Source organism: Pseudomonas sp. ArH3a (assembly GCF_022648765.1).
Classification (GTDB): domain Bacteria; phylum Pseudomonadota; class Gammaproteobacteria; order Pseudomonadales; family Pseudomonadaceae; genus Aquipseudomonas.
Window position 1 is genome coordinate 5,310,055 of record NZ_CP080330.1, and the last position, 20,380, is coordinate 5,330,434.

Annotated in this window: 26 protein-coding genes and 1 tRNA gene; 13 read left to right on the forward strand and 14 right to left on the reverse strand. The window is 57.0% G+C overall.

All coding sequences use genetic code 11. The annotated features are described in order from the left end of the window. Nucleotides 1–3: 3 nt before the first annotated feature. The 6 genes from K0P33_RS24280 to K0P33_RS24305 form a co-directional block, all read right to left on the reverse strand. Nucleotides 4–684, reverse strand: coding sequence for a virion morphogenesis protein (locus K0P33_RS24280; protein WP_242151971.1), 681 nt, complete (start codon nt 682–684; stop codon nt 4–6). Then, complete coding sequence (locus K0P33_RS24285) at nt 674–1,120, reverse strand: phage tail protein (protein ID WP_242151973.1); 447 nt, start codon at nt 1,118–1,120, stop codon at nt 674–676. Before K0P33_RS24285 ends, K0P33_RS24280 begins: the two co-directional genes overlap by 11 nt. Then, a complete protein-coding gene (locus K0P33_RS24290; protein WP_242151976.1) occupies nt 1,117–1,578 on the reverse strand; it encodes a head completion/stabilization protein in 462 nt (153 codons plus the stop codon). The genes K0P33_RS24285 and K0P33_RS24290 overlap by 4 nt, the downstream gene beginning before the upstream one ends. Before the next feature lie 97 nt (nt 1,579–1,675). Further along, complete coding sequence (gene gpM / locus K0P33_RS24295; protein ID WP_242151979.1) at nt 1,676–2,401, reverse strand: phage terminase small subunit; 726 nt, start codon at nt 2,399–2,401, stop codon at nt 1,676–1,678. Continuing rightward, nucleotides 2,398–3,417: a phage major capsid protein, P2 family gene (locus tag K0P33_RS24300; RefSeq protein ID WP_242151982.1), complete on the reverse strand. Its 1,020-nt coding sequence runs from the start codon at nt 3,415–3,417 to the stop codon at nt 2,398–2,400. Before K0P33_RS24300 ends, gpM begins: the two co-directional genes overlap by 4 nt. 1 nt (nt 3,418) lies before the next feature. After that, nucleotides 3,419–4,333, reverse strand: coding sequence for a GPO family capsid scaffolding protein (locus K0P33_RS24305; RefSeq protein WP_242151985.1), 915 nt, complete (start codon nt 4,331–4,333; stop codon nt 3,419–3,421). A gap of 163 nt (nt 4,334–4,496) precedes the next feature. On the opposite strand from K0P33_RS24305, the gene K0P33_RS24310 reads away from it, so the two are divergent. The 3 genes from K0P33_RS24310 to K0P33_RS24320 all read left to right on the forward strand — a co-directional run bounded on the left by K0P33_RS24310 (nt 4,497) and on the right by K0P33_RS24320 (nt 7,652). Continuing rightward, entirely contained in the window at nt 4,497–6,548 is a 2,052-nt protein-coding gene (locus K0P33_RS24310) for a terminase family protein (protein WP_242151988.1), read from the forward strand. Continuing rightward, nucleotides 6,460–7,338 carry a phage portal protein gene (locus K0P33_RS24315; protein WP_242156108.1) on the forward strand — a complete coding sequence of 293 codons (879 nt, stop codon included), beginning with the start codon at nt 6,460–6,462 and terminating at the stop codon, nt 7,336–7,338. The genes K0P33_RS24310 and K0P33_RS24315 overlap by 89 nt, the downstream gene beginning before the upstream one ends. 65 nt (nt 7,339–7,403) lie before the next feature. Continuing rightward, the gene (locus tag K0P33_RS24320; protein WP_242151993.1) at nt 7,404–7,652 is read left to right on the forward strand and encodes an ogr/Delta-like zinc finger family protein; all 249 of its coding nucleotides are present in this window, start codon (nt 7,404–7,406) and stop codon (nt 7,650–7,652) included. A 61-nt stretch (nt 7,653–7,713) separates the two neighbouring features. On the opposite strand, the gene K0P33_RS24325 is transcribed toward K0P33_RS24320, so the two are convergent. Both K0P33_RS24325 and K0P33_RS24330 read right to left on the reverse strand, forming a co-directional pair. After that, nucleotides 7,714–7,890, reverse strand: coding sequence for a hypothetical protein (locus tag K0P33_RS24325; RefSeq protein ID WP_242151996.1), 177 nt, complete (start codon nt 7,888–7,890; stop codon nt 7,714–7,716). A gap of 98 nt (nt 7,891–7,988) precedes the next feature. Next, entirely contained in the window at nt 7,989–8,336 is a 348-nt protein-coding gene (locus K0P33_RS24330) for a helix-turn-helix transcriptional regulator (protein ID WP_242156110.1), read from the reverse strand. Nucleotides 8,337–8,428: 92 nt separating this feature from the next. Here K0P33_RS24330 and K0P33_RS24335 point away from each other — a divergent pair, with 92 nt between their 5' ends. The 8 genes from K0P33_RS24335 to K0P33_RS24370 all read left to right on the forward strand — a co-directional run bounded on the left by K0P33_RS24335 (nt 8,429) and on the right by K0P33_RS24370 (nt 14,565). After that, entirely contained in the window at nt 8,429–8,629 is a 201-nt protein-coding gene (locus tag K0P33_RS24335; protein WP_178963362.1) for a DNA-binding protein, read from the forward strand. Between the two features lie 29 nt (nt 8,630–8,658). Then, the gene (locus K0P33_RS24340; protein WP_277933798.1) at nt 8,659–9,138 is read left to right on the forward strand and encodes a YmfL family putative regulatory protein; all 480 of its coding nucleotides are present in this window, start codon (nt 8,659–8,661) and stop codon (nt 9,136–9,138) included. Beyond that, a complete protein-coding gene (locus tag K0P33_RS24345; protein ID WP_242152001.1) occupies nt 9,135–9,371 on the forward strand; it encodes a hypothetical protein in 237 nt (78 codons plus the stop codon). Before K0P33_RS24340 ends, K0P33_RS24345 begins: the two co-directional genes overlap by 4 nt. 74 nt (nt 9,372–9,445) lie before the next feature. After that, nucleotides 9,446–9,679 carry a hypothetical protein gene (locus K0P33_RS24350; protein WP_122456916.1) on the forward strand — a complete coding sequence of 78 codons (234 nt, stop codon included), beginning with the start codon at nt 9,446–9,448 and terminating at the stop codon, nt 9,677–9,679. 4 nt (nt 9,680–9,683) lie between these two features. Beyond that, entirely contained in the window at nt 9,684–12,482 is a 2,799-nt protein-coding gene (locus K0P33_RS24355; protein ID WP_242152004.1) for a toprim domain-containing protein, read from the forward strand. A gap of 15 nt (nt 12,483–12,497) precedes the next feature. Then, nucleotides 12,498–12,791, forward strand: coding sequence for a hypothetical protein (locus K0P33_RS24360; protein ID WP_242152007.1), 294 nt, complete (start codon nt 12,498–12,500; stop codon nt 12,789–12,791). A gap of 65 nt (nt 12,792–12,856) precedes the next feature. Next, entirely contained in the window at nt 12,857–13,105 is a 249-nt protein-coding gene (locus tag K0P33_RS24365; RefSeq protein ID WP_242152010.1) for a hypothetical protein, read from the forward strand. 266 nt (nt 13,106–13,371) lie between these two features. Continuing rightward, nucleotides 13,372–14,565 (forward strand): tyrosine-type recombinase/integrase, encoded by a 1,194-nt coding sequence (locus K0P33_RS24370; protein WP_242152013.1) that lies wholly within the window; start codon nt 13,372–13,374, stop codon nt 14,563–14,565. Here the strand turns inward: K0P33_RS24370 and K0P33_RS24375 are convergent. The 6 genes from K0P33_RS24375 to K0P33_RS24400 form a co-directional block, all read right to left on the reverse strand. After that, entirely contained in the window at nt 14,540–14,791 is a 252-nt protein-coding gene (locus tag K0P33_RS24375; protein ID WP_242152015.1) for a hypothetical protein, read from the reverse strand. The genes K0P33_RS24370 and K0P33_RS24375 overlap by 26 nt on opposite strands. Beyond that, complete coding sequence (locus tag K0P33_RS24380) at nt 14,788–15,033, reverse strand: hypothetical protein (RefSeq protein WP_242152018.1); 246 nt, start codon at nt 15,031–15,033, stop codon at nt 14,788–14,790. The genes K0P33_RS24375 and K0P33_RS24380 overlap by 4 nt, the downstream gene beginning before the upstream one ends. Then, the gene (locus K0P33_RS24385; protein ID WP_242152020.1) at nt 15,030–15,284 is read right to left on the reverse strand and encodes a hypothetical protein; all 255 of its coding nucleotides are present in this window, start codon (nt 15,282–15,284) and stop codon (nt 15,030–15,032) included. Before K0P33_RS24385 ends, K0P33_RS24380 begins: the two co-directional genes overlap by 4 nt. After that, the gene (locus K0P33_RS24390) at nt 15,281–15,535 is read right to left on the reverse strand and encodes a hypothetical protein (RefSeq protein ID WP_242152022.1); all 255 of its coding nucleotides are present in this window, start codon (nt 15,533–15,535) and stop codon (nt 15,281–15,283) included. The genes K0P33_RS24385 and K0P33_RS24390 overlap by 4 nt, the downstream gene beginning before the upstream one ends. Nucleotides 15,536–15,952: 417 nt before the next feature. Beyond that, a complete protein-coding gene (locus K0P33_RS24395) occupies nt 15,953–17,467 on the reverse strand; it encodes a sensor domain-containing diguanylate cyclase (RefSeq protein WP_242152024.1) in 1,515 nt (504 codons plus the stop codon). Between the two features lie 752 nt (nt 17,468–18,219). Further along, nucleotides 18,220–18,309: transfer RNA gene (locus K0P33_RS24400), tRNA-Ser, on the reverse strand. Nucleotides 18,310–18,645: 336 nt separating this feature from the next. Here K0P33_RS24400 and K0P33_RS24405 point away from each other — a divergent pair. Together K0P33_RS24405 and K0P33_RS24410 are read left to right on the forward strand one after the other, a co-directional pair. Beyond that, on the forward strand, nt 18,646–19,338 hold the full coding sequence (locus K0P33_RS24405) for a crotonase/enoyl-CoA hydratase family protein (protein WP_094950376.1): 693 nt from the start codon (nt 18,646–18,648) through the stop codon (nt 19,336–19,338). Nucleotides 19,339–19,550: 212 nt separating this feature from the next. Continuing rightward, nucleotides 19,551–20,291 carry a 1-acylglycerol-3-phosphate O-acyltransferase gene (locus K0P33_RS24410; RefSeq protein ID WP_242152026.1) on the forward strand — a complete coding sequence of 247 codons (741 nt, stop codon included), beginning with the start codon at nt 19,551–19,553 and terminating at the stop codon, nt 20,289–20,291. Nucleotides 20,292–20,380: the final 89 nt, after the last annotated feature.

The following is a 20,380-nucleotide window of genomic DNA, read 5'->3' on the forward strand; positions in this document are numbered from 1 at the left end:
TCGTTATTTGGGGGAGTTGAGGATTTGTGCCAGCACCTGGTTAACCAGCAGGCTGGTATCCCGGTCGGTACTGACGCCCAGGAACTGGCGTTTCGGCAGGGTGATTTCCCAGCTTTGCGCGCCGTTGCCCTCGGCCTTTTCGTCGGACAGGATGCGTATCAGCAGGCCCGCCTTGGCGTAGTTCACGTGTTCTTGAATCCATGCCACGGTCGGCCGGGAAAGGCTCTTCTTGCCCTTCTGGCGCACCTTGAAGCCCAAGCGGCGCAGACGTTTTGCCTGTTTGCCCGTCGCGGCCAGGCCCTCGGGCACCTTGCTCCACCGGCGCATCTGCGCGGCTGTACGGCGCTCGGTCGCGCCGTGGTGTTGCTGCGCGGCGACCCAGCCGGTCAGGCCGTTACGCCATCCCAGGGTTGCGGAGTCCGCGCTCACGCTGGTGACCTGGAGCAACTTGCCCAGACCGGCTTCCATCTTCTTTTTGCCCTTGCCGTCGCCCTTGCGCGCATCGAAGGCCGAGCCGTCCAGGTTGCGCTGCTCGCGGATCCGCTTACGGCTCATGGTGCGCACGCGCTTGGTGACGTTGTTGAGCAAACGCCGGCGCAGCTGCGGGGGCAGACTCAATAGCGCCAGCTGCTCACGAACGCCCAGGTGGCCCCGTACGTCCAGCTCGAAAGTGCTACGCGCCACCGCCGCGGACCTCGCCTTGCTCAGCAACCCACAGGTCGAAGTCGACCAGGCCCCACTTCTTGCCGAACGCCTCGACCAAGCCGTTGGGGTCTTCGGTCAAGTGCTGCGCCTCGACAAACTCCAGGGTCAGTTCCAGATCTGCTTCGTCCGGGGTGATCTGGTCGACGGCGAACGTCGGCGCCGGCAGGTCGTCGTCCCGATCGGGATCTTTGGTTTCCAGCCAGCCGCCCAGGAGCGCCATCAACAAGGCCGGGTTGCCGGCGAAGCGCTCGATCACCACCACGGCGCGATAACGCATATCGCCCATGTGCAGGCCCTGGGTGGTGTCTTTCCAGATCAAATCCAGGTTGACCTGCTCGGCCCAGCTGTCGATCTGCTCGGGCAGCACCAGGTTCAGGCCGATCAGGTAGGTGGTCAGGGCGCGCAGCTTGTTCATAGCAACGCCGCCGTGATGCGGCCACGGCCCTGCAGCGAGCGCACAGCCTGTTGGCTGAATGCCAGAAAGGTTTCCGGGCGATCGGGCAATTCCTTGCCCAGGTTTTCCGCGCTGTCGCGGCGGATGATGGTCACGAACTGGGGCAAAAGGCTGGCTTTGGCCCTGCAGTAAACGGCGCGTTTGTAAGTCGCTGCTTGAAATGTACGCTCGGGCAGCACCATAGGGTCAGCAGATTCCAAGGTGGTGACACCTTGGTTCTGCCAACGCGCTTTGCACGTGGCCAAGTCGCGGTTGACCTCGGTCATCGCCGTGGTCAATTCAGCGGTCAGCAGTTCCACCAGGTATTCCGCCGGCAGGCGATAGCCCTTCTGAAACTCGGCCACATCGAGGTTCGGCCAAAAGCCGTCATTCTCGATCGCCAGTTCCACAAGGGTGGTGGGTTTACCTGAAAAGCTCATGCTGACCGCTCAAATAGGGCGGGGAGCCTGTTTTCAGTGGGACGGTCCATAAATGGGCGGCTCACTTCCACAGGTCCCCGCTGGGGGGGGTAGTCGGTTATTCGGTGGCCGGGGTAGCGGCCGCTTGTTTTGCCAGAGCCTTGCGGACCTTTTTGATGCGAGTGTCGTTGCCGGCCTGGGCGTACAGTTCGGTAGAACGCTCAAGGTGCTTGAGCGCGGTTTCCCACTGCTCTGCCTCCATGGCGCGCATGCCGATCAACTTGTGGTACTTGCTGGGGATCTGCTCCGTCAGGTTCCATTCGCCATCGACAAGCGGCAGCATGTCGGACAGATATGGTTCAGGGCTGCGCTGCGCGCTGTATTCGGCGTAGGCCCATTCGCACACGGCGTCGGCCACAAAGGTCTGGATATCCCGGCGCTTGAAACGCTCCGGCATTTCCTGGCCCTGCTCGATCAGGAAGTCCGCCAGCTCCAGGGCGTCATCAAACTGAGCGGTGTCGAACAACCAAACCAACACCTGCACCGCAACGCGGTTGGGGAAATTCAGCCCCGACTCGCAGTAGCGCTGGACGTATTCCTGGTACTTGGGCAGCAGCTCTTCACGCTTGAGTGCCTGGCGTCCGGCCAGGCCGTTGATGGCGCTGATTCGGGTCAGATCCTGGTCCAATGCCGCTTCCTGCAACAGCAAGTGCTTGCGGGCGTTGGCCGGGCTGCTCATGGCATCGGCCGGGGAATAGGCCAGGACTGCAGCGGCGGCGAGTGCCGCCACTGCAGTGCTGCCCAAGGCCAAGATACGGCGCTTGTGCGCCAGGGCCAGACTCACTTCACCAGCTCCACGTTTTCGGTGAACGCGATCTTTTCCAACTGCTCGATCACGTAGCCTTCGTTGCGGCTGTTGTAATCCTCTACGCGGGAGCGCTTCGGATTCTCGATCGTCTGCTTACGCCAGCTAGAATCCTGGTAGTAAATCGACAGGTTGTCCCAACTGGTGACCAGCACCGCGTTGACCGGGAAGTTCGGCACGCTGAACGCCGGCAGACCGCCATAGGTCGCGATGACCTGCGCGTTTTCGATGCGCTCTTTTTCAGTCGGGGTGTCGCCCTGCTTGGTGTACAGCTTGGCCTTGTCAGCAGCGAGCAAGTCGGTGCCGATGATCGCGACCAGGTCGCCGTCTTCGCGCAGGATCTCGTCAACCATCTGTTTGGTGTCGTGCACCAGGGCATCAAGGTTGGCGTAGTCACCACCGGCGCCTAGAGTGACCTTGCCAGCGGTGGTGCCCTCTTTCAGCACCTGCTGCGGGGCCTGCTCGCGCAACTGCTGCAGCCAACCTTTGTTCACGTCCTGCAGCTTGGGGAATTTCTCCAAGTCGGTCTGCGGGGCGGCATGGGTGCCGTGGAAACCGATAACGATCCGGTCCTGTGCGATGCGTTTTTGCACTGCGGCCGAATAGCGCTCTTTGAAGTCAGGAAACTTCGCCCAGGCATCGATCTTGGCGTACGGCAGGCCCACGTCCGACTGGGTATCGGCCAATTCGTACAGGGTGTTGTCCAGCGCCGAAGCATCTTTGGCTTCGCGATCGGTGGTCTTGGTGTTGGTGCGGCCAGTGACCGGGCCGTTCACACCGATGAACACCTTCTCACCTTTGATCTCGCTGACCGGGGTGACGTTGATGCGCTCCAGGAAGTCGGCTTTTGCGGTGATCGCGTCGTTCAGTTCCTGGGCAATCGACGGTTCCACGCTGAACATGCGGCTCGATCGCTCAACGCCGTAGGCCTCGGCGATCGCTTCCTGCAGTTCGGCATACTGTTTGGCGCCCTTGGCGCTTAATGGCTGGGCCATGTCAGAGCACCCGCTTTTTGGTGGTAGTCACCGGGCCGGGGTTGCGTGGCAACTGGCGGCCGGTCGACGTGTTCTGCAGAGCGGAGAACTGCTTTTGCAGCTTCTCCAACTGAGCCAGAACGGCCTTGTTCGAACCACCGCTACGGCGGAACTCACGTTCTTCCTCGGCTGTAGTAACGATCTCGTCTACGGCCGCGCTCACGTCGTCGATTGGTGCCTGGTCTGGTTCTGGTGCATCTGCGGCGGCGGGTTCAATCACGGCCTGAATGCCGGCAGCGACGACAAGCAGCTGCTCCAGCAGGGCTTTGAGGGCCGTTGCGGTAGCTTCATCCATTGGGGGTTTGCTCTCGGTTGGGGTGGTGGGTTCGGCGGGCTCGACATCCGTGGCAAAGCGCTTGAACAGGCCGGCGAGCAAGCCGATCAGCTTGCTGACCTCGCTCTGTGGTTCTGCCTCAAAGGAGCCCAGTTCAACGGATGCGGCGTAGAAGGAGTTTTGGTGGGTCTGCTTTGAAAAGTAGAGTTCCTGGGTGCCCAGACTGGCTGGTTCATCGGTGACGCCCAGCCCGGTCAAGTAGGCCTTCCCGCTGCCTGCGAAATTGGGAGTGATCTCGATGCTGGAGAACAGCTTTTGGCCCTGATCATTCAGGTAAAGCAGGCGATCATTCGGCTTGAGCTGTGCCTCCAGAGCGATTTGCCCGGGCTCCAGATCTTCTCCCTCTTCCAACAAGCGCACGGCAAAGACGGTGCCGTGGGAACCGCTCCAACGTTCGTGGTCGCACCAGATCACTGCCGTATATTTCGAAGGCTTGTAGGTTTCAGCGATGTCGCGCAGTTCCTGGGGAAGGATCTCGCGACCATCGGCGGTGGTGCCGCTGGTGGCGACACGTTTCCAGTACGAAACAAGGGAACGGGGCATGTGCGTTGACTGCGCTCAATCGGTTGAATGAGCCGCCAAGATAGGGAGCCATCAGCACTCAAACAAACGGTTCACCTGCGCGTTTCTCCTATATTCACGATGTAGGAGAAACGCGGAATTTAACCCCGCGTTTCCAGCGTTTTCGCCGCATAGACTGCGGCCCATGTACTACTCGACCGAAGTTAAAGAAGCCGCCAAACGCCTATTTCTACGCCGCTGTAAGGCCAAGGAAATTCAGGCGCAGCTCAACCTGCCCAACATCCGCATCGTCTACTACTGGATACGTCAGGGCGGATGGGAAGACATGTTGTCGGACGAAGAACCGCTGACCGCCGTTGGCCGGCGGATTACCCTCCTCCTGGACAAAGCCAGCAGCCTGACCAAGGACGAACTGAACGAGCTGGACCGACTGACCACCGTTCGCGAGCGTCTGCTAAAGCAAGCGGTCAAGCCGTCGCCGGCACCGGTCGGGGAATCCGCGGGCGAGCCCCAGGAAGGTCGCCAGCGCCCGCGTGGCGAACGATCGGGCCGTGGAGATAGCGGAGGAAAGAAGCGCGAAAAGAAGGTGAAGAACGACATCAGCGAGCTGACCGAAGTCGACTTCCTGGATAAGTTCATCAGCAAGATGTACCGCTATCAGCAGGAGCTGTTCGCAGCCAAGCAAAACCCGCTGACGTGCCGGATCCGCAACATCCTGAAAAGCCGCCAGGTCGGCCTGACCTACTACTTCGCCGGCGAAGCGTTCATGGACGCGGTACTCAGCGGCGACAACCAGGTGTTTCTGTCGGCAAGCAGATCGCAGTCGGAAATCTTCCGTAGCTACATCATCCAGTTTGCCCAGCAGTGGTTCGGCATCGAGCTGACCGGCAACCCGATCACGCTCAGCAACGGCGCCGAACTACGCTTCCTATCGACCAATAGCAGCACTGCCCAGGGCTACCATGGCCATGTGTATGTGGATGAGTATTTCTGGATCCGCGACTTCGAAAAACTCAGCACCGTGGCCAGCGCCATGGGCACCCACAAGAAGTGGCGCAAAACCTATTTCTCGACGCCCAGCGCCGTGTCGCACCAGGCATACCCGTTCTGGTCCGGAGAGGAATTCCGCAACAGCAAGCGCGGTAAAAAGATCGGCGGTACCTGGCCCACCGAGGCGTCGTACACCCAAGGCGCATTGTGTCCCGATGGCCAATGGCGCAAGACCATCACCATCGACGACGCCATCGCCGGTGGCTGCGATCTGTTCGACCTCGAGCAGTTGCAGCTGGAATACGACGAAGACAAATTCCAGCAGTTGTTCCACTGCAAGTTCATCGATAGCAGCCAGAGCGCCTTCGGCCTCAAGGATCTGGAGCGGTGCTATTCCGATCTGTCGTTGTGGGAGGACTACAACCCGGAACTGGATCGCCCTTTCGGCAACAGCCCGGTGTGGCTTGGCTACGATCCCAGCCGGACCCGCGACGACGCCACATGCGTGGTGGTCGCCCCGCCGCTGGAGCCCGGGGCAAAGTTTCGAATCCTGGAGAAGCACAGCTGGCGGGGGCATTCGTTCACCTACCAAGCCGCCCAGGTCAAAAAGCTTACCGAGCGTTTCAACGTCCAACACATCGGGATCGATATCACCGGCGTGGGCTATGGCGTGTTCGACCTGGTGCGCGACTTCTACGCGAAGGCAACGCCGATTCACTACAGCCTTGAGACCAAAAACACCCTGGTACTCAAGGCCCAGGACACGATCCAGGGCAGCCGCATTGAGTGGGACGCCGGCTGGACGGACATCGCCCAGGCATTCCTGACCATCAAGCGCGGCACCACCAACAGCGGCCAGGTCACCTACAGCGCTTCGCGTACAGACGCCACCGGTCACGCCGATATCGCCTGGGCCGTTATGCACGCCCTGGCCAACGAACCCCTGAATACCAACAAGCGGCGCCGTAGCCGCTACGTCACGAGCGGAAACAATGCCCAAACCACAACGCAGAAAGCCCCAAGCCAGTCAGCAGGTACGACAGCAGCAGCCCATGCGGGCGTTCACGTTCGGGGAGCCGGAACAGGTGCTGTCCGGCAACATCGGCGAGTACCTGGGCGTGTTTCTCAGCGACGACGGCGAGATCTACAAGCCGCCGGTGTCGCGGGCGGGTCTGGCCAAGTTGTTGCGCGCCAACGCGCACCATGGCGCCATTCCCAAGTTCAAACGCAACCTGCTGTTGCGTGAGTTCATCCCGTCCGAGGGCTGCAGCACGCAGACCATGGGACGGGCGAGCCTGGACTACATGGTGTTCGGCGAGGCGTATTTCTATCGCGATACCAACGCCTTTGGCGAAGTGTTGGAGATGCAGCATCTGCCGGCGATCAACATGCGTGTGAAGGTCGACGGCGGTTTCAGGATGCTGCTGCCAGATAGCAAATTCATGGACTTTGACCAGGACGAAATCGAACATGTCCTGGACTACGACGTGGAACAGAACATCTACGGAGTGCCCGACTACCTGGGCGGCCTGCAGGCGCTGTTGCTCAATGAAGCCGCGACCCTGTTCCGCCGGCGCTACTACAGCAACGGCGCGCACGCGGGTTACATCTTCTACACCAACGACCCGGATCTAACCGAAGAAGACGAAGAAAATCTGCGCGTTCAGATCAGCGCGAGCAAGGGCGTGGGCAACTTCCGCTCGATGTTCGTCAACATCCCCAACGGGAAAGAAAACGCGATCCAGATCATCCCCGTGGGCGACTTCCAGGCCAAGGATGAATTGGAGAAGGTGAAGAACATCACCCGCAATGACGTGATCGCTGCCTGGCGGATGAACCCTGCCCTGGCCGGGATCATCCCGGAAAATAACGGCGGGTTTGGTGATATCGAGAAGATAGATCGGGTCTACACCAGCAATGAGATCAGACCGATCTGTCAGCTGTTCAATCAGTTGAATGACACCCTGCGACACGACAGGATAATCAGCTGGAAAGAGGCTAGATCTGCAGCTGATAACCCTCAATCTACAAGCTAGAGCAGTTATTACCACTAAAAGCTGTGGCAGAATAGTGGCTATTGGCTGCCCTGGGGAGGGACACGATGAGAGTTGTTTGCAAGTGTGGAAATAAGGGCCGGATTGCTTCGAGGGAAGAGCTATCAAGGGATTTTGCGAAACTGTATTGCCAGTGTCTCGACGCAACATGCGGGCACAGTTGGGTAGCAAATTTGACGTTTTCGCACACGCTCAGCCCATCTGCTCAATCCTACGAAAGAATGTTATTTGATCGTTTGAGAGATATGTCCAGGGCAAAACAACGAGAGCTGTTCGACCAGCTCGGCGCAGCCTAATGAGAGCGAAAGCGCCGACCAGAAAGGGCCGGCGCATGCTTTCAGTATTTTGCCACGTCGGTCATTCGGCTTCAGAAGGTTCGGCGAGATAGCCAGCAATGCGCTGAAACTGTTTACGGTCTTTTTCAGATATCTGTCGGTAAAGCTTGATAAGGCGTACTTCCAAAGCCGTCAGTTCCAGCCATTCATTGCTAACCGAGTCGCGATAACTGCTTTCCAATTTCTTGCGATCCAACATGCGTACTGCTCCGTTATTGCATTTGCTGTCGACGGTATTGGGCAATGATCGCCACCGTGACGCAGCCATTTCGCTGGAGATACGCAAATTGTTACAAGTTAATCGATCTGCTGATCGGCCTCCGCGGCCATCGACTTAACGATCCTCCGCACAGTTTTTTGATCATCAGGAGGTAGGCGCCTGAAATGCTCGACCAGATCCGCTTCTACCGGATCAAGCCCTTGACCAGGTGGAGGGGATCGATGCCCAGAAAGTACGTAGCCCGCGTCGACCTTATGTTCCGTCAAGGCTGAGACATAACGAAGGTCCAGTGAATTCGCCCCTAACTCGTAATTTTTCTGGGTCCCACGGCTAACTCCTAACAACGTCCCAAAATCAGTTTGATTCAAACCTAAGCGCTCGCGCTCTTCCCTTAGGCGATCACCTACTCCGTCAGCTATGAGCATTTTTTTATTCACCACGCTTGACCTGATCAAATATTTGACCAAGAATTGCCACAGACAAACAGAAACAACCACAAACAAACAGAGTAGACATGATGCCCGCCACCATTACACCCGAGCAAGCCCGGGCCGCTCTTGATCACAAGGGAGTGAGCATCGCGGAGTTCAGCCGTAAGCACGGCTTGAATAAAAATTTAGTCAGCGACCTATTGAACGGTCGGATCAAAGGTCGCCGGGGGGAGGCACATCGCGCCGCCGTGTTGCTCGGTATCAAAGACGGCGTAATCGCACAGTAATGGCCAAGCATCTGAGGGAACAGCAGAAGATGAAAAGTCAGGTTCTAAAAACCCGCCGTGAAGTCGTCCGCGCAATTATTTGCACCTTCGACGGTGGCCGTGAACGCGCCGCTGCCAGCATCGGCCTACCGCTCAAGAAGTTTGATAACCACGCTTACGAGAACAACAACTGCCGCCCGCTGACGGACGTGCAGATTTTCAACCTGGAACAAGTCACGGGCACCCAGCATCTGGCCAACTACGTTGCCGCGATGTACGGCGGCATGTTTGTCCCAGTCGTCCACCCAGAAAACTTGGACAACGTAGAGATGTACGCCCGGGCCATGCAGACCTCGGCCAAGCAGGGCACGGTTGATCAGATCATTGCCCAGGCGCTTGAGGACGGCGTAATCACCGAGGATGAAGCCGAACTGATCCTGAACGCTCATATCTTGCACATAGCTGCACGGACTACCGAAGTCCACGCCGCCATCGATCTCTACCGCGCCAAAACAGGGAAAGGCCAATGAACACGCAAACAAATACCCTGGATTACCAACAGTGCATGCAGAACGCTGCACTGGCATTTCTTGAGCATCATCAAGCCGAACATTTGGGCGACCTGTCGACGCTACGCAGCCGTGCAGTCGATCACCTGGTCGAGCGCTTCGACGTGGCCGAACCGGTTGCAATCAAACTGACGTCACTTGCTCACATCGAGCTGGTGGAAGTCTCGCACCGTCAGCGCTCCGCCAACTCGTAACACCCTACCCAACCAATCGCCGGCCCCACATCCCGTGGGTTTGGGTGAGCTACGCCCGAAATTGAGGTTTAACGATGGCAAACGCCGTAATTGTCACCACACAACTGCCCCCAGCCGAGGCCGAAGCGTTGTTGGCCAACCTGCGTGAACAGTATCGCTTGAGCCTCAACGAGCACTGGTACGCCGACCAGTTCCGCCTTGTTGCGGCCGGTCTGCGCCACGGCGCGATTCTCGCCCACATCCCGGTCATGGCTGCGCAAAAACGCCTCATGGCAGCCCTGTCCCACAGCCTCAAAGCAGTGAAGTAACCCCATGAAAGAAGATCTTCGCGAAGACGTGTTGCAACGCCTCCAGTCCGACTTCGGGCTCAAACATCGCACGGGCACCGACTACATGCGCGGCGGCACCTGCCCGAAGTGCAAAAAGAAAGAACTGTATTCCCGCTTTGATACGCCATGGATGGTGATTTGTGGTCGTCCCGAAAAGTGTGGCCACACCCTGCACGTAAAAGAGCTGTACGACGATCTGTTCGAAGATTGGAGCAAGCGCGCGCCGGCGACAGACCAGCACCCCAACGCAACGGCGCGCGCCTACCTGGAATTCGCCCGGGGCTTTCGGTTTGAGCTGATCCAGGGCTGGTTCACCCAAGAAACGTTCTACTCCGCTGAACACAATGCCGGCAGCGCGACTGTGCGCTTCGCCCTGGAAAAAGGCGGCTGGTGGGAACGTTTGATCGATCAGCCGCACCGCTTCGGCAAGATGAAAGCCCGCTTCAAATCCAAGGACAGCTATCGCGGCGTCTGGTGGTGCCCGCCCTGCGTCGACCTTCTTGAAACCAAGGAAATCTGGATTGTCGAAGGGATCTTCGATGCCATCGCTCTGGTGCACAACGACATCGTGGCCGTCTCGGCCATGTCCTCTAATGCGTTCCCGGGGGATTCGCTGAAAGCATTGGTCAAAATCCGCGATGGAGGGGAATTGCCCAAGCTGGTTTGGGCGCTTGATAACGAGCCCAGCGCCAACGCCTATACCCGGCGCTGGGTACGCGAAGCCCGTGCCCTGGGGTTTGTCTGTGAGTCTGCGCAGATCCCGCAACGTGATGGCCGCAAGTCAGACTGGAACGATCTGCATCAGCGCTGGAGCTTCATCCAGGACGACACCAAGCGCGCCGAACAGATAGCAACTGACCTCAAGCAAGCCCGTCACCAGGGCGCCCTGCTGCTGGCCGAGAGCGCAGCGGAAAAGGCCTTGCTCATGTACGACTGGAACAAGCGCGGGGAATTTCACCTGGGCTTTGGCAGCCGCCTGTACTGGTTCAAGTTGGACATGGAGAAATTCAACCGAGCCATGTCCGACATCGAGGACAGCGAAAACCACGACGACCAACTGCTGAACCAGGCGCAACAGCGCGAAAAAGCGCTGCAGCACTCCGGCAGCGTCGTGGAGATTGCCAACTGCTACCCACAAGCTCTGTACTTCCAGCGTAACGAGGTAACGGACGAGTCCTGGTACTACCTGCGCGTGGACTTCCCGCACGACTCCGAAAGCGTGAAAAACACCTTCACCAGCGGCCAGCTGTCGGCCGCAAGCGAATTCAAAAAGCGGCTGCTCGGCATGGCGGCGGGGGCGATGTTTACCGGCAGTGGCCAGCAGCTCGACAAGCTCATGAAGGATCAACTGTTTGGCATCAAAACTGTGTCGACCATCGACTACGTGGGCTACAGCAAGGAATACGCCTGCTACGTCTACGGCGATATAGCGATCAAAGACGGCACCACCTATAAGGTCAACAGCGAAGACTATTTCGAGTTCGGCAAGCTGCGCCTGAAAACCCTGCAGAAAGGCGTCCCTATAAGGCTGCAGCGCGAAGCAAAGGGCTTTGACGAGAAGTGGGTGCAGTTGTTATGGACCTGCTTCGGCGCCCAGGGATTTGTCGCTCTGGTGTTTTTCTTCGGCTCTCTGTTTTGCGAACAGATCCGCGCTCGCTACCAGTCCTTTCCTTTCCTGGAAGCCACTGGTGAGGCCGGCGCCGGCAAAACAACCTTGCTTAACCTCCTGTGGAAACTGCTCGGCCGCGAAGGCTATGAAGGGTTTGACCCCATGAAGTCCACTAAGGCCGGGCGTTCTCGCTTGATGGGCCAGGTCTCCGGAATGCCCGTGGTGTTCCTGGAAGCGGATCGCCACGGTGATGACCGGGCACACGCTAAAACCTTCGAATGGGACGAGCTGAAAGACTTCTATGGTGGCGGAACCCTGGCGACAAAGGGCGTCAAGACAGCAGGTAACGAGACGTACGAGCCACCATTCCGAGGAACGATCGCTATCAGCCAGAACGCGGCCGTGGTCGCCCACGAAGCGATCATGACGCGGATTGTGAAACTGCACTTTGTGCGGCCGACCGTCACGCCGGAAAGCCGTGCTGCAGCTGATCAACTCAACGCCCTGGACGGCGGCATCCTCAGCCACTTCCTGTTGCGGGCCGTGGCGAAAGAGTCCGCGGTGCTTGAGCTGTTCGCCCAGCGTATGCCCCAACACGAATCGAAGCTGCGTCGTTTGCACAGCCATTGCTTCGCCTGCAGCACGGCCTACGCGAGTGACCAGGGCAATTGCACCAGCTGCGGCTATGACCTGCGCGCCTACATCCGCGTGGAGCGCATCAGCAAAAACCACGCCCAACTGCTCTCGCTGCTGGATTGCCTGCGCCTGGTGCTGAAACTCAGTGACCCCCAGGTTGCAGCCACCCAGCGCCAGATCGTGCGGATGGCCATCGAGCGCCAGGCGTCGATCAGTTCCGACCATGCGGCCGTGGCAGAGTTTTGGGAGGTCTACGACTACCTCGAATCCTTAAGCGAAGACCCAGTGGTCGACCACAGCAGCGACCCCACAGTGATAGCTATCAACCTCAACGAATTCTGCGAGCGCGCCGCCGAACACAAACAGAAGTTGGCCGACGTGGCCACATTGCGCGACCTGCTCAAAGAGTCCCGTTCCCGCAAGTTTCTGGACAGCAACAAGGCCGTACACAGCGCAGTACGTGCTGCGTTCAACGGTCGTAACCCATGTTCACAACCCCGGCCGACGACAGTCAAGTGCTGGACATTCAAGGCGTAAAGGAGAGTAAGACCGATGCAAATCCAAGTGTTTATGGGCAGTGCCGGCGACGGCAAAACCAGCAAGCTGCAGTCAGTTCAGGACCGTTTGGACTTCACGGGAGAAAGCGCGCCGATCATCCACGCCGAGGCTAATGGCGAGGATGGTTTGCTGGAGATTTTGGAAGTCCGCGCAGCCGGTGGCCAGCACGAAATCCTGGTGGACGACTGCAGCCGGCAACAGATTTTGAGGGTGCTGGAATGGCAATCATGCAGTGAACATGAGCCGAAGTTTGATGGCTTGGTGATCCACCTGGCCCGCAAGGACTGACCTTTAAAAAACAGTGCCGAGGAGTTGCAGCTCCTCGACACCCGACCGCAACAGAGGGCTATACCATGCAAGCACAGAACCTAAGCAGCAGCGCCGCGAAGGCTACCACACCGGCGCGGCACCTGGTGGCCACCGCGATTATCGGCGCGGCCGTCATTGGCTACCTGGTGCACAAAACCCCTGAATCACGCACCCGCCTCGAAAGCCTCAGCCAGATGGCTAGCAACCTGGGTGAACTGAGCGAAACGGATGCCGCCGTCGTCGCGCAACTGCTCTCCAAGCCGACAACCCGGGGCGTATCACGCAATGTCTGACAGTTCTGCAGCACCGACACGGCGCTTTCCCTGGAACATTAATTACACCAGCGTTTGCGACCAATGCGGCAATTGGCGCGTCCAGGGCAATCACCTTAAATGCAGCCGGCGGCGCCAGCTGCAGAACGCCCATCTACGCAACCACAAGCCTAAAGGTTAGGCCGCGTCCACCAGAAAATGCGCTTCCAGATACTTGGCCCGGAAACGGGCCTTTTTGTTTCCGATCGTCAGACTGTCGATACACGAGTACAGCGTTAGGGGTTTACATGAGTGGCGTCGAAGCTCGCGGTAATTCCGTGAGAATCTATTTTCAATTTGACGGTAAAAAATGCCGCGAATCCATACCAGGAGGAAACAAGCCGGCCACAGTGGCCCAGGCAAAACGCTTGCTCGCCATCATTGAGTACGAGATTGAATCCGGCAGTTTTGATTACGCTCGCCACTTCCCCTACTCGGCCAGGCTGGTCGAAAACACTTTCGGTCACTATCTGGACCTTTGGTTGCGGATCAAGGCCAATAGCGTGGCGGCATCAAGTTATCGCGGCTACGCCAACAAGGCCGAGGTGCATGTGCGGCCGCGCTGGGGCAAGGTGCAGATAAACGCGATCGATCACCTGGACCTGCAGGAGTGGATTCAGGGCACGCTGTCCAAGACTCTCAAGAACAAAACCATACGCGACATCATCAGCAATGTGCGCCAGGTGTTCAGGCTGTATCGCACTAGGATGAAAGTCGCCCACGACCCCACAGAAGGCTTGATGGTGCGCCTCCCCGATCCCGAGGCACCGGACCCGTTCACCCGGGCGGAAATCAAACAGATCCTGGAAACGCCGACTACGCGCACCTATGAACTGCTGATGGTGCAATTCATGTTGTGGGCTGGCCCTCGGGTGTCTGAAACCATTGCCCTGGCGTGGGAGGATGTCGACCTGGAACAAGGTACGGTGACCTTTCGCCGATCAAAGGTACGCGGCGCCTACCGCGTCACCAAAACCCGGCGCTCTATGCGCAAGGTTCGCCTGTTAGCGCCCGCTTGGGATGCGTTGCGCAAGCTGGATGCTCTGACTCGAAAGCGAAAAGCGGAAACCGTGGAGATAGTTGAGCGGGACAATAAAACTGTACGTCAGCACACTCTGCACTTTGTGTTTTTGAACACCAAAAGCGGCCTGCCACACGCCAACGACTTTGTAGTGCGCGACCGATTTTTCAAGGCTCACTTACTTGCGGGAGGGGTTCGATATCGTGGGCCTGGTCAATGCCGACATACCTACGCCAGTCAGTTGCTGACGACGGGCGTTGCCTCAATTGATTGGATTGCCGAACAGATGGGGCACACCAACGGCAACATGATCCGTCAGCACTATGGGACATGGATCAATGAGGATGGGCCAGACGTGGTGGGGATGTTGCAGTTGGCGCTAAAGCTATCACCGGTCACAGCTCGACACGAAACTCCGTAATACCCACGGCGTCGGCAAACCGGCCTAAGGCCGTCAGGCTTGCCCAAGTGCGCAGTGGCTCTCGGCGGCTGCGCACCTGCACCAGACGCGCCGTGGGACCGCCCAGGCGAATGGATAGCGTCCACTTACCATCATCGCCGGCCACCCGACCCACCACAGCCTCACGGATGGCGTGCTGATTGACCAGCGCTTTTAAGGTATCCGACTGGATGGCCTCCCCGATCATGTCTTAAGCGCCTCCAGGCGAGACAGAGCGACGTTATCGACGTGGATATACAGTGCTTCAATCGTCGTGTCATTGAGCGCGCCGGACGCCTCCAGGCCCTCAATCAGGCTTTGCGCACGGTCGACCCATATGTGCACGATTCGGCTGTTTTCAGCGCGCTCGATGTAGGCCAGGTGCTGTTCCACGCACTTGCGTGGCTTGGGCGGCAGCAAGATCACGCCCAGGGGATCGAAGCCGCTCATGCCGGCACCGCCGGCAGGTCGGCCAGGATTTTTGCCAGGTCGCGCAAGGGGTAGTGGGAGTGGCTCAGCTCGCAGCCTGGGCAATGACGCACCGGGCCCCTCGCATTGCGAGGCCATTTTGGGGCCAGGCAGTAGCGGCCGCGCACGGCCTCATGGCTCATGATCCAATGGTCTTTCCATAGGCCAAGGGCAAAGTCGCCGACAGCGGTAGACGAATCAGGCCGGGGGGCTAGGTAATGATCAGTGGTCATAGTTTGACTTTCGGCAGGTGCGCCAATGCGGCGCGAAGTTCATACCAAGGGTATTGGAACGTGGGCATGGTCAACGTGCAGTCTGGCTCGTGCACAAAGGACTCAGCGGCATATACCGCATCTTGTCCTGCATGACAGTCCACGCAGTAAAGTGACTGTCCCATCATGACCCAGCGACTGTACCAGTCGTCCAGCACCACGTTGATAGGGCCACGTACAGCGACGGGCGCTTGGTCGTAGGGTTTGCTCATGAGCGTGCGCCGAGTGTGAGTAAAAGCATGGAGTTGGCTCTTGTCCGAGTCAGGGGGTATGAGTGCGTAAAACCACTGTAGGGGGGAGTGGTCTAACAGTGTAGGGGGTTCTGGCTTCCGTGCGGATGAAAAAAGGCCCCCGCACCTGGCGCAAGTGTGGGGGCCTTTTGAACATAAGCGGCGTTATTCGCATTCAGCGTTCAACCTATTTGTCGTCAACGGCCGTATCGAAACATTGCTGTCTTTCCAGAATGGGAGCTAATGGCCAAAAACTGAGTGTCGGAAGCATCTAAAAAATCCAGCACTATTCAGTGAGTAGCACTCCGATGATCTGAGGAAACCTGTGCTGTTGATTTAAACGGACCTGCGGGGGCGTCGATCTGTAGACGCAACGGTTTATGTTTCGAAGACCTCCCGCTACTGATGCTCAACTCGATTGCGCCCCAGTTTTTTTGCGCGATACAGAAGACTGTCGGTCTTTTCCAGCAAATCAGTCGCTAGAATTACACCATCTTGGCTGCTGGAAGCTACACCTGCGCTGATGGTGACAATACCTGCTGCATTGCCACTGTGTTCAATTCTTGCAGCTTCTATTACTGATCGCACTTTCTCAGCGACCTCCATTGCACCTGCCAGCTCCGTCTCTGGAAGTAGGATTACAAACTCTTCCCCGCCATACCTGGCAGCCAAATCGGCAGGGCGCCTTATATGGTTTCCTATTAATTGTGCGATTCGAGTTAAACATTCGTCACCAAGAACATGGCCATAATGGTCGTTGTACTGTTTGAACCAATCTATATCGATCAGTATGAGCGCTACGCTATTTCCAGTGCGACATGCTCTCGACCACTCTTGTGCCATTGCAGCGTCGAAACATCTACGATTAGGCAACCCCGTCAGGCTATCTGTTTTAGCAATATGCTCTAAATCATGTTGCGCAAGACGCAGTACTTCTTCTGCCAACAACAAACGTTGAATTTGCCGGTAAAAAAGAAACCCCAGGCTGATCAGCACAAAAATTATAAGTACAACCATAATGGATGCTTGATAGACGTAGATCCACCATGTTGAAAATACCGAATCTAACGACAATCCTGCTGCTGTGATTACCGGGAGGCCCTTTATACGGCTGTAAGCATAGATTCGCTCTACTCCGTCCACGACCGAGGTCCACCTTGCTGTACCGCTGTCGCTGCTTTTTAAGTATCGACTAAACAGCTCTCCCTTTGCGATATTAGTAGTCATTAGCGCGTCAATCATTGGTCGGCGGGCCAGTAAATCGCCGTTATTCAGCGCAAGCACTATTACTCCCTTTTTGTCGACGTCTAAACGTTCAAAGTAACTTTGAAAATATGAGACGGGCAACGTGGCCAACACCACACCGCTGAAACTGCCATCTGGGTATTGGGTGCGCCGGCTGACAGGAATGATCATGTCGCCGGTGGTACGGCTCAAAATGACCTGGCCTATATAAATGTCCGAGCCGGGATGATTCTTGTGGTAGATAAAATAAGATCGATCACTATTGTTTTTTGTGACCGTCTCTGAGGAGAAAGAGTTTACTACCCAGTCGCCATTCTTGTCGTAAATAAACAACCCTTGAATTCCGTCAGTTAGCTCAACGTTTTTTGCCATTACTTTGAACAAACGAAGCCTCTGTTCGGCGTCAAGTTTGTCATTCTCAACACGCTCAGCAAGGTTACTGAGAATACTTTCAGCCTGACGCAAGGTATCTTGAGCCTGCTGATCAGAAGCGCGAACAATGTTATGGACAGCAATTATGGCATTAGTCAATCGCTCGTCCGCCGACTGTTTTAATTGCCAAGCAATTGCGGAAACTAACGTACCACAGACAAGGAATATGAAAGCTATCATGCCCACAGAGAGAGCTTTAGGTGTTAAACGGCCAGAAATTAGTGTTATGTTTTTCATTGACTTTATCATAGCGTTGGAATGCTGAATTTTCCTGTGAATTTTATAAATTTTTTAAAAACCCAGGTTGAGCGTGTCCACAGCGATCAGGATACTAAGGCAATATGAGCTTAATAAGCCCAACATGCACGTTATGAGTCTACGCAAGGTCTACGTTCCAAAACTGCTGTGATGAGCATAGACGAGGTGAGGACAAGTGTAGGCACACCGCGAAGTACCCGGTGTCTGCGACCCCCGATGCGATCACCAGGTCGATTTAGACAGTGCTCAGATCCTACACGCTGGCAATATCATAAAGACGCTTCTCAATTGCCACTGAAAACATGACTCGCAGATTGTCTGCGTCAAGCCTGGAGATGGTGTCTTCTACTTGAAGAGTCACTATCAACTCACGCGCGCGAATCTGATGGTGACGGGCTTCAACTGCGGTGGGTGCGTGCGCAATCACAGCGAGTAAATCAGCCGACGCACTCGTTGCGGGATGACGATCGTTTCTAGCGCTAAACATGACTTCCTACCCAAGCTCTCAAACGGTTGAAGGAGGACTAAAGAATTTGGCCCCTCCTTTAGGGAGTCATGGGGCTAACGGTAGGTTCATAAAAGAAACAATTGGGCTTCAGATGGCGACACCAAAAACGCACCAAAATGCGGCATCAGTCCCATGATGGTCCCATGGGGCTATTTTTCGGACACCAAAAACCACAAACCCCCGACTTTCTCTAGGAAAATCAGGGGTTTGCGTTTTCAGAATGTGGCGGTGAAGGAGAGATTCGAACTCTCGATACAATTTCTTGTATACACACTTTCCAGGCGTGCTCCTTAAGCCACTCGGACACTTCACCGTATCTCGTCAAACTAGTTCAGTCTGTCGAGGCGCGCTAATGTAGTCGAAAGCCTTTCTGATGGCAAAGGTTTTTTTCAGAATTTTCATGCGGTTAGACGGTTATGCCATTACCCACCCAGCAAGGGGCGGTGAATCTGCCATTCTCGGGCATCGGCGGTACGCGTTCGGGGCGGCGGCTGCGCCCGGCTCCGGGCCGTCTACCCTTGGGGATGCGGCAAAAGCCTGACTGGGTAGTCAGTCACGGCGCTTTACCGGGGCGGGCGTGGTGGGTAACGTCTGCGCATGCGCTTCTATAAACAGCCTATCTATAACAAGTCCTACAAGGAACCGCGTCATGAGTGAGTTGATTGCCTACCACCTCGAAGACGGTATCGCGACCCTGACCTTGAGCAACGGCAAGGTGAATGCCATTTCTCCGGCGGTGGTCAGTGAGTTTAATACGGCACTGGATCAGGCCGAGAAGGATCGGGCGGTGGTGATCATCACCGGGACGCCGGGGATTCTGTCCGGTGGTTATGATTTGAAGGTGATGACGGCCGGCCCTAAAGAGGCTATCAGCCTGGTGACGTCAGGCTCGACGTTGGCGCGTCGCCTGTTGTCGCACCCGTTCCCGGTGATTGTGGCGTGCCCTGGGCATGCGGTGGCCAAGGGTGCGTTCCTGCTGTTGTCGGCCGATTATCGGATTGGCGTGGAAGGCCCGTTCAGCATCGGCCTGAATGAAGTGGCGATCGGCATGACCATGCACCACGCCGGTATTGAGCTGGCGCGGGATCGGCTGCGTAAGTCGGCGTTTCATCGTTCGGTGATCAATGCCGAGATGTTTGACCCGCAAGGCGCCTTGGGCGCTGGCTTCCTGGATAAGGTGGTAGCACCGGAGGAATTGCACGCGGCGGCCCTGGCAGCGGCGCGTCAGTTGAAGAAGATCAACATGAACGCCCACAAGCACACCAAGTTGAAGGTACGTAAGGCGCTGCTGGAAGCCTTGGATGATGCAATCATTCAGGATCAGGGCCACAACCTAAGCTGATGCTTTATAGCTGCTGCGCCAAAGCCCGACCATGAGTCGGGCTTTTCTTACAAAAAATTCGGAAACATCCTTAACCGCTCTAGCCGGGCTTTGCCGGCACACGTTGAAACATGTGCTTAAACATCGCCTATCTCCTACGTCTGTAGGGGCAATTGCCGAATACAGTGCACATCCGTACACTGCGCCACCTTTTGTCCAGATGGGCCGTGTCGATGCTTTTTCTGTTACGTATGTTGTTGATGGGCCTGCACTTTATGGTCGCGGGTGTGCTGGGCGTGTTGCTGGGTATCTGTCGGCCGTTCAATCCGGACAACAGTCGCCTGTGTGCTCGCCTCTACGGGCTGCCTGCGATGTGGATATTGCGGCTGAACGTGAAGGCGGATGTCGACTCGCTGCGTAACAAACCGGGCACGTGCGTGATCCTCGCTAACCACCAGTCCAACTACGATCTGTTTGTGTTGGGCACTGTGGTGCCGCATCGCACGGTGTGTATCGCCAAGAAGAGCCTGAAATGGGTGCCGCTGTTCGGCCAATTGTTCTGGCTGGCGGGCAATGTACTGATCGACCGTGGCAATGCGCAAAAGGCGCGCCGCGCGATGCTCACGACCACGCATACCTTGCAGCACGAAGACACCTCGATCTGGGTGTTCCCGGAGGGCACGCGCAACTTGGGCAAAGGGTTGTTGCCGTTCAAGAAAGGCGCGTTCCATATGGCGATTGCGGCAGGTGTGCCGATCGTGCAGGTGTGTGTCAGCAATTACGTCACGCATATGCAGCTTAATCGTTGGAACAGTGGTGATGTGCTCATACGTTCGTTGCCGCCGATTCCTACCGTGGGACTGACTCCGGATGACATCCCGGCGTTGATGCAGGCGTGTCAGGCGCAGATGGATGAATGCATTGCGCAGATGGATCGGCAACTGCAAACCGCTTGGACACCTGCGCCTTTGTGATTTTGGGGGGCGCCTCGCCCCCCAGCGCAAGCAAGCTTGCTCGCCACATGAAGCGCGCACCTGCAAGAGCAACAATGGAACGCCATTCG

What these genes read in the sequence shown, in the direction of transcription:
- K0P33_RS24285 (WP_242151973.1), bottom strand. Translation starts at nt 1,120, where the DNA reads ATGAACAAGCTGCGCGCCCTGACCACCTACCTGATCGGCCTGAACCTG.
- K0P33_RS24290 (WP_242151976.1), bottom strand. Translation starts at nt 1,578, where the DNA reads ATGAGCTTTTCAGGTAAACCCACCACCCTTGTGGAACTGGCGATCGAG.
- K0P33_RS24300 (WP_242151982.1), bottom strand. Translation starts at nt 3,417, where the DNA reads ATGGCCCAGCCATTAAGCGCCAAGGGCGCCAAACAGTATGCCGAACTG.
- K0P33_RS24305 (WP_242151985.1), bottom strand. Translation starts at nt 4,333, where the DNA reads ATGCCCCGTTCCCTTGTTTCGTACTGGAAACGTGTCGCCACCAGCGGC.
- K0P33_RS24310 (WP_242151988.1), top strand. Translation starts at nt 4,497, where the DNA reads ATGTACTACTCGACCGAAGTTAAAGAAGCCGCCAAACGCCTATTTCTA.
- K0P33_RS24320 (WP_242151993.1), top strand. Translation starts at nt 7,404, where the DNA reads ATGAGAGTTGTTTGCAAGTGTGGAAATAAGGGCCGGATTGCTTCGAGG.
- K0P33_RS24325 (WP_242151996.1), bottom strand. Translation starts at nt 7,890, where the DNA reads ATGTTGGATCGCAAGAAATTGGAAAGCAGTTATCGCGACTCGGTTAGC.
- K0P33_RS24330 (WP_242156110.1), bottom strand. Translation starts at nt 8,336, where the DNA reads ATGCTCATAGCTGACGGAGTAGGTGATCGCCTAAGGGAAGAGCGCGAG.
- K0P33_RS24335 (WP_178963362.1), top strand. Translation starts at nt 8,429, where the DNA reads ATGCCCGCCACCATTACACCCGAGCAAGCCCGGGCCGCTCTTGATCAC.
- K0P33_RS24340 (WP_277933798.1), top strand. Translation starts at nt 8,659, where the DNA reads ATGAAAAGTCAGGTTCTAAAAACCCGCCGTGAAGTCGTCCGCGCAATT.
- K0P33_RS24345 (WP_242152001.1), top strand. Translation starts at nt 9,135, where the DNA reads ATGAACACGCAAACAAATACCCTGGATTACCAACAGTGCATGCAGAAC.
- K0P33_RS24350 (WP_122456916.1), top strand. Translation starts at nt 9,446, where the DNA reads ATGGCAAACGCCGTAATTGTCACCACACAACTGCCCCCAGCCGAGGCC.
- K0P33_RS24355 (WP_242152004.1), top strand. Translation starts at nt 9,684, where the DNA reads ATGAAAGAAGATCTTCGCGAAGACGTGTTGCAACGCCTCCAGTCCGAC.
- K0P33_RS24360 (WP_242152007.1), top strand. Translation starts at nt 12,498, where the DNA reads ATGCAAATCCAAGTGTTTATGGGCAGTGCCGGCGACGGCAAAACCAGC.
- K0P33_RS24365 (WP_242152010.1), top strand. Translation starts at nt 12,857, where the DNA reads ATGCAAGCACAGAACCTAAGCAGCAGCGCCGCGAAGGCTACCACACCG.
- K0P33_RS24370 (WP_242152013.1), top strand. Translation starts at nt 13,372, where the DNA reads ATGAGTGGCGTCGAAGCTCGCGGTAATTCCGTGAGAATCTATTTTCAA.
- K0P33_RS24375 (WP_242152015.1), bottom strand. Translation starts at nt 14,791, where the DNA reads ATGATCGGGGAGGCCATCCAGTCGGATACCTTAAAAGCGCTGGTCAAT.
- K0P33_RS24380 (WP_242152018.1), bottom strand. Translation starts at nt 15,033, where the DNA reads ATGAGCGGCTTCGATCCCCTGGGCGTGATCTTGCTGCCGCCCAAGCCA.
- K0P33_RS24385 (WP_242152020.1), bottom strand. Translation starts at nt 15,284, where the DNA reads ATGACCACTGATCATTACCTAGCCCCCCGGCCTGATTCGTCTACCGCT.
- K0P33_RS24390 (WP_242152022.1), bottom strand. Translation starts at nt 15,535, where the DNA reads ATGAGCAAACCCTACGACCAAGCGCCCGTCGCTGTACGTGGCCCTATC.
- K0P33_RS24395 (WP_242152024.1), bottom strand. Translation starts at nt 17,467, where the DNA reads ATGAAAAACATAACACTAATTTCTGGCCGTTTAACACCTAAAGCTCTC.
- K0P33_RS24405 (WP_094950376.1), top strand. Translation starts at nt 18,646, where the DNA reads ATGAGTGAGTTGATTGCCTACCACCTCGAAGACGGTATCGCGACCCTG.
- K0P33_RS24410 (WP_242152026.1), top strand. Translation starts at nt 19,551, where the DNA reads ATGCTTTTTCTGTTACGTATGTTGTTGATGGGCCTGCACTTTATGGTC.